Annotated in this window: 11 protein-coding genes; 10 read left to right on the forward strand and 1 reads right to left on the reverse strand. The window is 68.9% G+C overall.

Annotated features, from left to right (window positions below; translation table 11 throughout):
- The first annotated feature begins 1 nt into the window (after position 1).
- The 3 genes from groL to R2707_12535 all read left to right on the forward strand — a co-directional run bounded on the left by groL (position 2) and on the right by R2707_12535 (position 4,126).
- Positions 2–1,645, forward strand: a complete 1,644-nt coding sequence (gene groL / locus R2707_12525) for a chaperonin GroEL (protein ID MEZ5245915.1) — start codon at positions 2–4, stop codon at positions 1,643–1,645.
- A gap of 118 nt (positions 1,646–1,763) precedes the next feature.
- Positions 1,764–2,210, forward strand: a complete 447-nt coding sequence (locus R2707_12530; protein ID MEZ5245916.1) for a hypothetical protein — start codon at positions 1,764–1,766, stop codon at positions 2,208–2,210.
- Positions 2,207–4,126, forward strand: coding sequence for a hypothetical protein (locus R2707_12535; protein MEZ5245917.1), 1,920 nt, complete (start codon positions 2,207–2,209; stop codon positions 4,124–4,126). The genes R2707_12530 and R2707_12535 overlap by 4 nt, the downstream gene beginning before the upstream one ends.
- A 1-nt stretch (position 4,127) precedes the next feature.
- Here R2707_12535 and R2707_12540 read toward each other — a convergent pair whose 3' ends face one another.
- Complete coding sequence (locus R2707_12540) at positions 4,128–5,270, reverse strand: MFS transporter (protein MEZ5245918.1); 1,143 nt, start codon at positions 5,268–5,270, stop codon at positions 4,128–4,130.
- Between the two features lie 66 nt (positions 5,271–5,336).
- On the opposite strand from R2707_12540, the gene R2707_12545 reads away from it, so the two are divergent.
- The 7 genes from R2707_12545 to R2707_12575 all read left to right on the forward strand — a co-directional run bounded on the left by R2707_12545 (position 5,337) and on the right by R2707_12575 (position 12,276).
- A complete protein-coding gene (locus tag R2707_12545; protein MEZ5245919.1) occupies positions 5,337–6,125 on the forward strand; it encodes a CoA pyrophosphatase in 789 nt (262 codons plus the stop codon).
- A gap of 27 nt (positions 6,126–6,152) precedes the next feature.
- Positions 6,153–6,533 (forward strand): hypothetical protein, encoded by a 381-nt coding sequence (locus R2707_12550; protein ID MEZ5245920.1) that lies wholly within the window; start codon positions 6,153–6,155, stop codon positions 6,531–6,533.
- Positions 6,534–6,595: 62 nt separating this feature from the next.
- Positions 6,596–7,465, forward strand: a complete 870-nt coding sequence (locus R2707_12555) for an IMP dehydrogenase (protein ID MEZ5245921.1) — start codon at positions 6,596–6,598, stop codon at positions 7,463–7,465.
- Positions 7,462–9,015, forward strand: a complete 1,554-nt coding sequence (guaA, locus tag R2707_12560) for a glutamine-hydrolyzing GMP synthase (protein ID MEZ5245922.1) — start codon at positions 7,462–7,464, stop codon at positions 9,013–9,015. The genes R2707_12555 and guaA overlap by 4 nt, the downstream gene beginning before the upstream one ends.
- Positions 9,016–9,025: 10 nt before the next feature.
- Positions 9,026–9,613 (forward strand): hypothetical protein, encoded by a 588-nt coding sequence (locus R2707_12565; GenBank protein ID MEZ5245923.1) that lies wholly within the window; start codon positions 9,026–9,028, stop codon positions 9,611–9,613.
- 66 nt (positions 9,614–9,679) lie between these two features.
- Complete coding sequence (locus R2707_12570; GenBank protein MEZ5245924.1) at positions 9,680–10,957, forward strand: neocarzinostatin apoprotein domain-containing protein; 1,278 nt, start codon at positions 9,680–9,682, stop codon at positions 10,955–10,957.
- Positions 10,954–12,276, forward strand: coding sequence for a neocarzinostatin apoprotein domain-containing protein (locus R2707_12575; GenBank protein MEZ5245925.1), 1,323 nt, complete (start codon positions 10,954–10,956; stop codon positions 12,274–12,276). Before R2707_12570 ends, R2707_12575 begins: the two co-directional genes overlap by 4 nt.

The following is a 12,276-nucleotide window of genomic DNA, read 5'->3' on the forward strand; positions in this document are numbered from 1 at the left end:
CATGTCCAAGGAACTGAAGTTCAACGAAGACGCGCGTCGTCGTCTCGAGGCCGGCGTCAACAAGCTGGCCGACGCCGTCAAGGTCACGCTCGGCCCGAAGGGCCGCAACGTCGTCCTCGACAAGAAGTTCGGCGCGCCGACGATCACCAACGACGGTGTGTCCATCGCTCGTGAGATCGAGCTCGAGGACCACTTCGAGAACATGGGTGCTCAGCTGGTGAAGGAGGTGGCGACCAAGACCAACGACATCGCGGGTGACGGCACCACCACCGCCACCGTGCTCGCCCAGTCCCTCGTCAAGGAAGGTCTGCGCAACGTCGCGGCCGGCGCCAACCCCATGGGCCTCAAGAAGGGCATGGAGAAGGCCGTCGCCGCCGCCGTCGAGAACCTCGCGTCGCAGGCCGTGCAGGTCGACGACAGCAAGGACAAGATCGCCCAGGTCGCCTCGATCTCGGCCGCCGACACCGCCATCGGCGCGGTCATCGCCGAGGCCATCGACAAGGTCGGCAAGGACGGCGTGCTCACCGTCGAGGAGTCCAACACGTTCGGCATGGATCTCGACTTCGTCGAGGGCATGCAGTTCGACAAGGGTTATCTCTCGCCCTACTTCGTGACGGACCCCGAGCGTCAGGAAGCGGTGCTCGACGAGCCCTACATCCTGTTCAACCAGGGCAAGATCTCCAACGTCCAGGACCTCCTCCCGGTTCTCGAGAAGGTCATGCAGTCAGGCAAGCCGCTGCTGATCATCGCCGAGGACATCGAGGGCGAGGCACTGGCCACGCTGGTGGTCAACAAGATCCGTGGCACCTTCAACTCGGTCTCCGTCAAGGCTCCGGGCTTCGGTGAGCGCCGCAAGGCGATGCTGCAGGACATGGCCATCCTCACCGGTGGCCAGGTCATCGCCGAGGAAGTCGGGCTCAAGCTCGACACCGCTGATCTCAGCCTGCTCGGACAGGCCCGCAAGGTCGTCGTCACCAAGGACGACACCACGATCATCGAAGGCGGCGGCGACGTCGCCGAGGTCGAGGGCCGCGTCAAGCAGATCAAGGCCGAGATCGACAACACCGATTCCGACTGGGATCGCGAGAAGCTCCAGGAGCGTCTCGCCAAGCTGGCCGGCGGCGTCGCCGTCGTCCAGGTCGGCGCGGCCACCGAGGTGGAGCTCAAGGAGAAGAAGCACCGCATCGAAGACGCCGTCTCGGCCACTCGTGCCGCGATCGAGGAAGGCATCGTCGCCGGTGGCGGCACCGCCCTGCTCCGCTCGCGCTCCGCCGTGGCCAAGATCGAAAAGAAGCTGAAGGGTGACGAGGCCACCGGCGCTCGCATCATCTTTGCGGCGCTCGAGGCTCCGGCCAGGCTCATCGCGAGCAACGCCGGCCACGAGGGTGCGGTCATCGTCCAGCGCGTCGAGGAGGCCGAGGGCTCCATGGGGTTCAACGCCGCCACCGGCGAGATGGAGGACCTCATCGAGGCCGGCGTCATCGACCCGGTCAAGGTGACCCGTGCGGCGCTGCAGAACGCCGCGTCCATTGCCGGGCTTCTCCTCACCACCGAGGCGCTCATCGCCGACAAGCCCGAGGAAGCCCCCGCCATGCCGATGGGCGGCGACCCAATGGGTGGCATGGGCGGAATGGGCATGATGTAGCCGTTCTGTGAGCGGCAGCGCCGCCTACGGCGGCACTGCCGCTCACAGAACCTGAAGACTGAGGCGGCCCGGGCGTTGTGCCCGGGTCGTTTCGCGTTCGGGGGTAGGTTCAGCGTCGATGAAGAGTGGGGGGTTGACCACGGCGTGGCGGCGGTTCCCGAGCGGGCTGCCCGCGCTGGCGGGGGTCGCCTCGGTGCTGTGCCTCCTTGCGCCGTGGGCGCGCAGCGGGCGGGTCGACCGTTCGACGATCGACCTGTTGTCGTCGGCGAGCGCGCTCGCATTGTGGGACGGAGGCGAGGAGTACCTGGCCCTGGCGTCGTGGTACCTCCTGCCCCTGCTCGCCGCCGGCGCCATCGTGGCGGCCGCCTGGGGGCGCTCGAGGTTCAGTGCGAGGTGTGTGGTGCCGATAGGCCCTCTGATGGCGTTGGCATGGCTCGCAGTCGTGCGGTCGCCGTTCGACGCCCGCTGGGGTGCGCTGCTCGGCACCGTCCTGGGGCTGATCGCAACGGTCCTCGCTGGTCTGCTACTGATGCGAACGAGAAAGCCGGCGGAAGGCACGACATGACCGAAGAGTTCGGACCGGGCACCGGTCCATCCAGCCCTGATCCGGGAGGCGTGCCCTCCGAGTGGTCGCCGCCGTCGTCGTCGCTCCCGCGCCCGCCGTCGATGCCCCCGCCGGTGGAGGCCGTCTCGACCGGTCCGGTGATGGCGCCGCCGGCGTCGCGTCCGGGATGGTTCGGTCGCGGCATCGCGCTCGCAGCAGCTGCCGTGCTGGTGGGTGGGGGCGGCTATCTGGCGATCAACGCGGGCTCGGCCGACGGCGGTGCCGACTCACCGCGTGCCGCGCTCGACGGCGCGCTCGCCGCGCTGTCGGAGCAGGATCTGATCGGAGCGGCCGAGTTCGTCGAGCCGACCGAGCGGGAGACGATGATCGACGCCGGGTTCTCGGTGGTCGAGGAGTTGATCCGTCTCGAGGTCTTCGACGACTCGCTCGACCTGGCCGCGGTCGACGGCATCGATGTCGAGTTCGACGACGTCGAGGTTCGGGTCGACGAGGTGCGCCCCGGCGTCGCCCACCTGTTCATCGTCGGGGGCACCGCCTCGACGGCGCTCGACGGCGCCGCGGTGCCGTTCGGGTCGCTGGTGACCGATCGTGTCGACGGCGACGACCTCGCGATCGAACAGCGCCAGTCGTCGGAGATGTCGCCCAGCGACCTCCCCATCGTGGCCGTCGAGCGCGACGGACGCTGGTACCTGAGCCTCTGGTACACGGTGGCCGAGAACGCCCGTCTCGAGACGGGGCGACCGATGCCGGCGTCGTCCGACCGCCTCACCGAGATCGGGGCCGACTCACCGGAGCAAGCGGTCGAGAACTTCATCGGGGCGATCGAGCAACTCGACATCTCGACGATGATCGGCATGCTCGATCCGCTCGAAGCGTCGGCGCTCTACGACTACGGTCCGCTGTTCGTCGGCGATGGGCAGCGGGCAGCCGACGAGTTCCTCCGGGAAGTCCGCAGCGACGGATGGACGTGGGAGGTCGCCGGGCTCGACCTCAGGGCAGAGACCGACGGTGCGCAGGCGACGGTCTTCGTCGACGCGATCCACGTCACAGCGAGCAGTGACGACGTGTCGTTCGACGCATCGTTCACCGCCGATCGGGTCGAGGTGGTGGTCGACAGTCCCGAGGTCGACTTCGACTACCTGATCGAGGACGACTGCATGATCCTGACCTACGACGAGGGCTACGGCCCCGAGACCGAGGAGATGTGCACCGATGACGTGCTCGCCGACGCGGGCCTCGGTGACCTCGCGTCGGGAGCGATGGGCGGGCTCACGACGATCGACGACTTCGGGATCGTGGTTCGCAACGTCGCCGGTCGGTGGTACATCTCGCCGATCCGCACGGGTTCGGAGCTGATGCTGCAGTCGCTGCGGGCCTTCGATGCCGAAGCACTGGCGGAGACCGTCGACGCCTTCGCCGACCTTCTCAGCGACCCGTTCGCCCTCGGGTCTTCGTTCGGCGACGACACGTTCTTCGAGATCGACGAGGACATGGGGTTCGATGCGGGCATGGCGTTCCCCGATGCCAACGCATGGATGCTCGCCGACGGGCCGGACTACGTGTTCGTCTACGACCTCGTCGACATCTATCGGGACGACGTGTGGTGGCAGTGGCTGACCGACGTTCCCGAGCGGGAGTTCCGCGACGGTGTGGTCGGACAGGCGTTCCTTCCCGGCGACGCCTATGTCGACATCATCGTGCTGGCCGGGCTCGACGTGGCCACCGACGAGGAGTTGGCCGACTGGCTCGGCGGCGAACTCGTCACCGATGACGGTTTCACCTACCTGTCCACGACCAATTCCTGGGGCGAGACGCTCGTCGTCGCGAGGACGGCCGATGGCATCGCCGTGGTGTCGAGCTACGGCGGTCTGCTCGACGGGGTCGTCGACACGTTGCGCAACCAGGTCGGCGGCTGAGCTACTCGACGCCGGTCTGCGCGGATGCCGTCGCCATCAGCAGTGCCGCCGCGGTGCTGAGGCAGGCGGCCATCAACCAGGCCCATCCGAAGCCGTGCGTGTCGGCGATGACGCCGAACGCCGCGGGTCCGGTCATCGCGCCGACGAACATGCCGGCCTGCACCACCCCCGACGAGGCTCCGGTGGTCGCCGGATTCTGTTCGACGGTTCCGAGATGGACGATCCCGGGCCACGACCAGCCGAATCCGTAGGCGAGCAGGGCGCCACACACGGCCAGGATCGTGTGTCCGGTGCCGATCATCGGATACGCGAAGGCCCCGACGACGAGGAGCGCCGTCGCGAAGCGGAAGCGATCGTAGGAGCGGCGATCCATCAGCGCGCCCCACCCGATACGACTGCTGATGAGAGCCAGGCTTCCCGCCACCTGCACGATGCCGGCGGTGGTGCGATCGAAGCCCGCGTCCTCGAGCGTCCGGACCAGAAAGGCACCGATGTTGCTGACGGCAGCGGCTCCGAACGCGGCGCCGACGGCGACGCGCCAGACCCGGGGGGACGGGCGGTAGCGGATGCGGACGGCGGGCGGGTTCACGGGGGCGGCGACCTGGGGCATGGCGATGATCGCTGCACCGGCCAGCGCGGCGGCGCCCACATAGGCGGCACGCCAGCCGAGCGACACGGCGATCGTCGGAAGGGCGAGACCGGCGAGACCGGTCGAGGTCGGGATGGCGGCCTGCTTGATGCCGAGGGCGAACCCTCGATGCCGCACCGGCACTCCTCCCGAGATGAAGGTGTTGTTCGACGGCTGGTTGATGGCGTTGCCGATCCCTGCGACACACAACGCGAGCACCACGCCGGTATAGGAGGACGCGAGCAGGACCCCGATCGTGCCGACCCCGGCCATGGTGGTCCCGAGTCGCAGCGCGGGTGTGGGGCCGAGTCGATCCGACAGGGCGCCACCCCACGACGACAGGGCGGCCGACACGGCGAAGTAGGCGGCGACGGCGTAGCCCTGTTGTGCGTCGCCGAACCCGAACTCGGTCTGGATGTCGGGGGCGAGCGCGCCGAAGAGGTGCACCGGAGCGATCGCCGCCACCATCGTCGCCAGCGACACTGCCGTGACGTGTCGGGGATCGGGCGGCCGCATCGCTGCAGTATGGGGCGTGGATAGCCTGACGCCCATGGATCGACCATGTCGCGGCGAGTTGCGCCAGTGCCCGATCGGGGTGGGGTCCTGAGTGATCCGGCGGCGCCGGCGGGCGAGTGGCCCGAGGCGATCGAGCCGCTCGTTCCCGTGCCACCGGGACGCGGTGGTCCGCAGCGCATTCCCCGGCCCGAAGGCGCGACGCTCGGTGGTCCACCGCCGTGGGCGGCCCTGCCCGTCTCCGACCGGACCCTCGATCTCGACCGGGTGATCGGGGCCCTCCAGCGCCGCCGACCACCGCAGGTCGTCGGCCCGGTCCCGGAGCAGACTCGGGACAGCGCGGTGCTCTGCCTTCTCTACGAGGAGGACGGCGAACCCCACGTGGTGCTGACCCGGCGGTCGCCGAGGATGCGCCTGCACGCCCACGAGATCGCGTTCCCGGGAGGCCGCAAGGACGACACCGACCGTGATCTGTGGGCGACGGCGGTGCGTGAGGCCGAGGAGGAGGTCGATCTCGATGCCTCGCGGATCCATCGTGTGGGGGGACTCGACAGGTTCGTGACGGTGGGATCGCGGACGCTCGTCACCCCGTTCGTCGCGGTCACCGACCGTCGACCGGACCTCACGCCGTCGCCCGATGAGGTCGAGTCGGTTCGTCATGTCGCCCTGTCCGAGCTGTTGCTCGACGAGGTGTGGCGGGAGGAGATCTGGCCCCTTCGTCACTTCGGAGCCCCGCGCGCCATCACGTTCTTCGAGCTGGAGGGCGACACGGTCTGGGGCGCAACGGGCGCGATGCTGCGACAGCTCCTGGCCATCGCGACGGGCACCGACGACACCATCCGGGGCGGACCGGGCTGAGCACGACCCGCGTCGTACACTACGTCTGTGCCCGAGATCCGCTTCACCGCAGCCACCCACCCCGAACTCGTCCGTCAGGTGACGGTCTGGCTCGAATCCACCGGCGCGGACAGGACCGCAGCCGACGTCGTCGAGGGAAGCGCGGAACTGACCAAGGACGCGCTGCGGCTGATCGCGGCAGCGGCGCCGGCGCCGCTGGCCGACAGCGATCTGGTGAAGGGTCTGACCGCGCTCGGGCATCGCGCCACCGACGCGACACGCGATGCCACGCTGGCGGGTCTCGACGGGCTCGCCCAGGTGACCGACGGGACCCTGGTCCGGCGTGTTTCCCAAGGCGGCGCCAAGGCGGCGTACGAGATGAACACGAAGGTCGCGAAACAGCTCCTGAAGTCCGTCCTCGGCGGCTAGGCTCCTCTCTTTCCACCCGGGCCAACTGCCGGTCGGTACGGCCCGACGAAGGGGTCGTACGCGTGGCCGAGATCGATATCGGACGAGGCAAGAGTGGACGTCGGGGCATCGGCCTCGACGAGATCTCGATCGTTCCGGCGCGCCGCACGCGCGACCGTGACGACGTCGACCTGGGCTGGAAGATCGACGCCTACAAGTTCGACCTGCCGTTTCTCGCCGCCGGAATCGAGCGGCCCGTGGGGGTCGACGAGGCGGTGGCGATCGGCCGCGCCGGCGCGTTGGCCGTCGTCGATCTCGAGGCGATGTGGTCCGCGCACGGCGATCCAGGCGCGCTCGCGGCCCAGATCGCCGCGATCAAGTCCGCCGACATCCGCGTGGCGGCCGCGGTGGGCGGAACCCGGGCCGAGGAACTCGCGCCGGTCGCCATCAAGGCCGAGGTCGACATCCTCGTCATCCACGACGGAGTGATCTCCGCCGAGGCCGTGTCCGTCGGTGGAACGAGCCTCAACCTCAAGACCTTCATCCGCTCGCTCGACATCCCCGTCATCGTCGGCGGCTGTGCGAGCTACGCCGCGGCGCTGCATCTGATGCGCACCGGCGCGGCCGGTGTCATCGTCGGCGTCGACCGCGACGACCTCGGTATCGGCGTGCCGTTGGCGACCGCCATCGGCGATGCCCGCTCCGCCCGGGTCCGTCACCTCGACGAGACGGGTGTCTATTGCCACCTGATCGCTCGCGGCGACATCGCCACCGGAGCCGATGTCGCGAAGGCCGTGGCGTGCGGGGCCGATGCGGTGGTGGTCGACGCGTCCGTGCTCATCGGTGCCGATCCGCAGACCGGTGATGTGGCCGACAACCTGCGCGACGCGATGGCGCTGTGCGGCTACACCGACCTCAAGGGCTTCCAGAAGGCCGAGGTCGTGGTCCGATGAACGCGGCGGCTCCCGGGAGCGACGAGAAGGTCCTCGTCGTCGACTTCGGTGCGCAATACGCCCAGTTGATCGCCCGTCGAGTGCGCGAAGCCCACGTCTACAGCGAGATCGTGGCGCCGACCATCACGGCGGACGAGATCGCCGAGAAGGCGCCGACCGGGATCATCTTCAGCGGCGGCCCCGATTCGGTTCACGCCGAGGGTGCCATCGCGATCGACCCTGCGGTCTACGACCTCGGGGTGCCGATTCTCGGGATCTGCTACGGCGCCCAGTTGATCGCGCAGCAAAACGGCGGTCTCGTCGGTCGCACGGATCGGGGCGAGTACGGCCGCACGACCATGACCGTCGAGGGCGATGGTGGCATCCTCCTCGGGGGCACACCGGCGCAGCAGTCGGTGTGGATGAGCCACTTCGATGCGATCGTCAACCCGCCGGCCGGTGTGACCGCGACTGCGTCGACCCCCGACGCGCCCGTCGCCGCGTTCGAGGACCGCGAGCAGAAGCTCTATGGCGTGCAGTTCCATCCCGAGGTCATGCACACCGCCCACGGCCAACACGTCATCGAGCAGTTCCTCCGGGTCGGTTGCGCGGCGTCGGGCAAGTGGACGATGGCGTCGATCATCGACACCGCCGTCGAGCAGATCCGTTCGCAGGTGGGCGATCGTCGTGCGCTGTGCGGCCTGAGCGGCGGCGTCGACTCCGCCGTCGCCGCGGCGGTCGTGCACAAGGCGATCGGCGACCAGCTGACCTGCGTGTTCGTCGACACCGGGCTGATGCGGCTCAACGAGGGCGACCAGGTCGTCGAGACCTTCGAACGCAACTTCGGTGTCGAGCTCATCCATGTCGAGGCCGGTGAGCGGTTCTTCGCCGCCCTCGCCGGGATCACCGAACCGGAAGCGAAGCGCAAGGCGATCGGCGAGCTGTTCATCCGGGTGTTCGAGGATGCCCAGTCGAAGGTCGAGGGCGCCGACTTCCTCGTGCAGGGAACCCTCTACCCCGACGTGATCGAGTCGGGTTCCGAGCACGCGTCGACGATCAAGAGCCACCACAACGTGGGCGGTCTCCCCGACGACATCGACTTCGAACTCGTCGAGCCGCTGCGGAGCCTCTTCAAGGACGAGGTCCGCCAGGTCGGCCGTGAGCTCGGTCTGCCCGACGAGATCGTCGAGCGTCAGCCGTTCCCCGGCCCGGGACTCGGCGTCCGGATCATCGGTGAGGTCACCCCCGACAAGGTGGCGACGCTCCAGCACGCCGACTTCATCGTGCGGGAAGAACTCCGCAACGCCGGGCTCGAGCGCGAGATCTGGCAGTCGTTCGCGGTGCTGCCCGACATCCGCAGCGTCGGTGTGATGGGCGACGAACGCACCTACGGCTACCCGATCATCATCCGTGCCGTCACCAGCGAGGACGCCATGACCGCCGACTGGGCGCGGATCCCCTACGACGTGCTCGAGACGATGAGCAGCCGGGTGATCAACGAGGTGCCCGGTGTGAACCGTGTGGCCTACGACATCACGTCGAAGCCACCCGGCACCATCGAATGGGAGTAGGCGAAAGGCAGTGGGCGAGTGGGGTGACTCCGTGGTGTTGACCGCGGCCGACGCATACCAGCGCGCCGCGGCGCTCTTCGGCGAGAAGATCGCCGCCCTCGCCGATCACGAGTGGGAAGCGCAGACGGGCGACGACTGGACCGTCGTCACGACCGTCGCGTGGGTGGTGGTGGGCGACTCCCACATCGCCTCGGCGGTGGCGGGCCAGTCACTGCGATTGGTCGGAGAGTTCGACGCCGCGGTGCTCGGCAACGCGCCGGTCGCCGCCTGGCGCGGCACTGCCGTCGCGGCGATCGCCGCGCTGCGCGAGCCCGGCGCACTCGAACGGGTCGTCGACCACCCCCAGGGGTCCTTGGCCGTCGCCGACCTGGTCGGTCAGCGCGTCACCGAGAACCTCGTGCGGGCCTGGGACATCGGCCGCGCCCTCGCTGCCCCCGTCGAGATCCCCGAGGATCTCGCCGAATGGTGTCTCGACTTCTGGGCCGCCCACGCCGACGCCGTGATCGCGGGTGGCGTGCTGCCCGAGCGACCGGTCGAGCCGGCGCCCGATGCCGATGCCGCAGCCCGGCTTCTCGCCCTCACCGGCCGGTCTGTCTGAACGGGCGACCGGCAACGGGTGCGGCGACGTGTCAGACTCGTCTGGTCGACTTGAGCGGGGGACGACATGGCGGACGAACAGCAGATCGACATCGACATCGATCTCGCGCCCCCATCGCGGCCGCGGGGAGGACGCCTGCTGGCGATCCTGGGCCTGCTGCTCCTCGTGGCGCTCGGCGGCTTCGCGATCGCCAACGCCGGCGGTTCGTCGCCCGACGGCACGACCGACCGGGCCGATCCCGACGATCCCGACGATCCCGACGATCCCGAGCCGGTGGCGGTCGATGCCGCCGGTCGCTACGACGGACTCGACTCCGTCCGTCTTCCCTTGGAGGTCACCCCCGACACCGATCTCGTCGACGGGTCGGAGGTCCGCGCACGCGGCGCGGGCTACACCCCGAACGCGACGGTGGCGATCGTCCAGTGCGCCGGAATCGTCGGCCCCGAGCGTGACGGTTCGGTCGACAACTGCGACCTGTCGAACTATCTCCTCGGGAATGCGGACGAGAACGGCTACGTCGACATGACGCTCATCGTCCGGCGCTACATCGGCACGGGCGAGGGGGAGATGGATTGCGCACTCAGCTCGGTCGATTGCGCGATCGCGATCGGCAACATCGACAACTACGACGAGTCCGGCGTCGCGAACGCATGGTTCGACGGCAATGTCGAAGGTGTGCGGTCCCCGGTGATCACGGTCACGCCGACCGTCGGTATCCGCGATGGTGACCAGCTCACGGTTGTCGGTGCGAACTTCGAGCCGAACGACGAGGTGCGTCTCGGTCAATGTGTGATCGGCGGCGCCCACTCGTTCTCCGGCTGCTTCTCCAGTGGCTACCTGATCGACACGGTGATGGCGGACGCGGACGGCGCGTTCACCGCCGTGGTCACCGCTCGGCGGGAGCTCGGGTCGGGAATCGACTGCTTCGACGATGTCTACGGATGCCGGCTGGCCGCGCACGGCACCACCGACGCACCCAACCCGGTCGGGCTGTTCTTCGACGGATCGACCCGGCCGGCATCCGGAGTCTCGCTGGTCCTCGATCCCGGCTTCGATCTGTTCGATGGCGCGTTCGTCACGGTCTCGATCGACGAGGTCGCCCGCGACGGCGAGCTGTTCCTCCAGCAATGCGTCGATCAGGGGGATCTCGGAGTGACGTGCGGACCCGAGATCACGACGACGGTCATCGACGGATCGGCGTCCACCACCTACGTGATCGAACAGTTCCTCGTGAACGGGGCCGGCGACAGTGTCGACTGCGCCGCCGACGGCCGGGTCTGCGAGTTCCGCGTGAGCGGGGTCCACGAACAGACGGTGCCGCTGCGATTCCGAGGTGAGCCATGAACCGCGGCCCGGTCGTCGAACGCGTGGTGTTGCTGGGAGCGTTGGCGCTCCTTCTCGGGGTCGGCGTGTGGCTCGTGACGGCGGGCGGGTCGAACGAGGCCTCGGCACCCGACGACACGGAAGCCGACGACACGGAAGCCGACGACACGGCACCCGACGACACGGCACCCGACGACACGGAAGCCGACGAGGTCCTGATCGACGAGGCCGGCCCGCTCGATGGCCTCGAGTCCCTGCGCCTTCCGATCACGGCCACCCCGGCCACCGATCTCGTCGACCAGCAGGATGTGGAGATCGCCGGCTCGGGCTTCACCGCCGGTGCGACCATCGCGATGGTCCAGTGCTGGCTGGGTGACGGCACCGGGTCCCGCGACGACTGCGACCTCGGAAACATCGCGATCGCGTCTGCCGACGACCAGGGTGCGTTCATCTCGTACATGACCGTCAACCAGCTGATCGACACCGCCAACGGGGTGCGCGATTGTGCGACGGGTGGTACCGATGCCGGCTGCCGGATCGGGGTGGGCAACACGCTCGATCTCGATGAATCGGGCGCGGTCGAGATCGTCTTCCGCGTCGCCGACGGCATCGCCCCGCCATCGATCGAGGCCACACCCACCTCCGGTCTCCGCGACGGCGATGCGATCTCGGTCAGCGGGGTCGGCTTCGATCCCGACAGTCAGGTGATGGTGACCCAGTGCCCGGTGGGCGGGCTCGACGACGCGAGCTGGGGATGCGTCAACCGCAATCCGGGCGAACTGGTCGACGTCGACGCGGCGGGGAGCTTCTCGATGACGGTGGCCGCCCAGCGCCAGCGCGTCTCCGAGGACGGCGCCCACGACTGTGCGCTCGAGGTCTACCGGTGCATGCTCGTGGTCCGGACCGTCGCACCACCTCCGGTCGCGGGCGACGGAGACGACCAGGTGGTCGAGTTGCTGGCTGCGGGACGCTCGCCCAACCCCATTCCTCTCGACTTCGATCCTGCCGAGCCACCGAGTCGGCCGCCGGAGTACACCGTCAGCCCGAGCCAGGATCTGGTCGCGGGGGCGGTGGTGCGGCTCGATGTCTTCGACATGCCGGTCGACGGTTCCTTCACGGTGCGCCAGTGCGCCGACGGGGGACCGCGCGGTCTGTTCTGTGAACCGCTCGGCAACGTCGACGTTGTCGATGGCACCGGTGGCGTGGATCTCGTGGTGGTGGAGACCCTGAGCCTGGCCGACGACACGATCGACTGCACGGAACCGGCCCGACGCTGCTATCTGACGCTCGACGGCGAACTCGCCGATGCCGTGCGCGGGCCGCTGCGCTTCGCAAGCTGA

Source organism: Acidimicrobiales bacterium (genome assembly GCA_041394245.1).
Taxonomy (GTDB): domain Bacteria; phylum Actinomycetota; class Acidimicrobiia; order Acidimicrobiales; family Aldehydirespiratoraceae; genus JAJRXC01.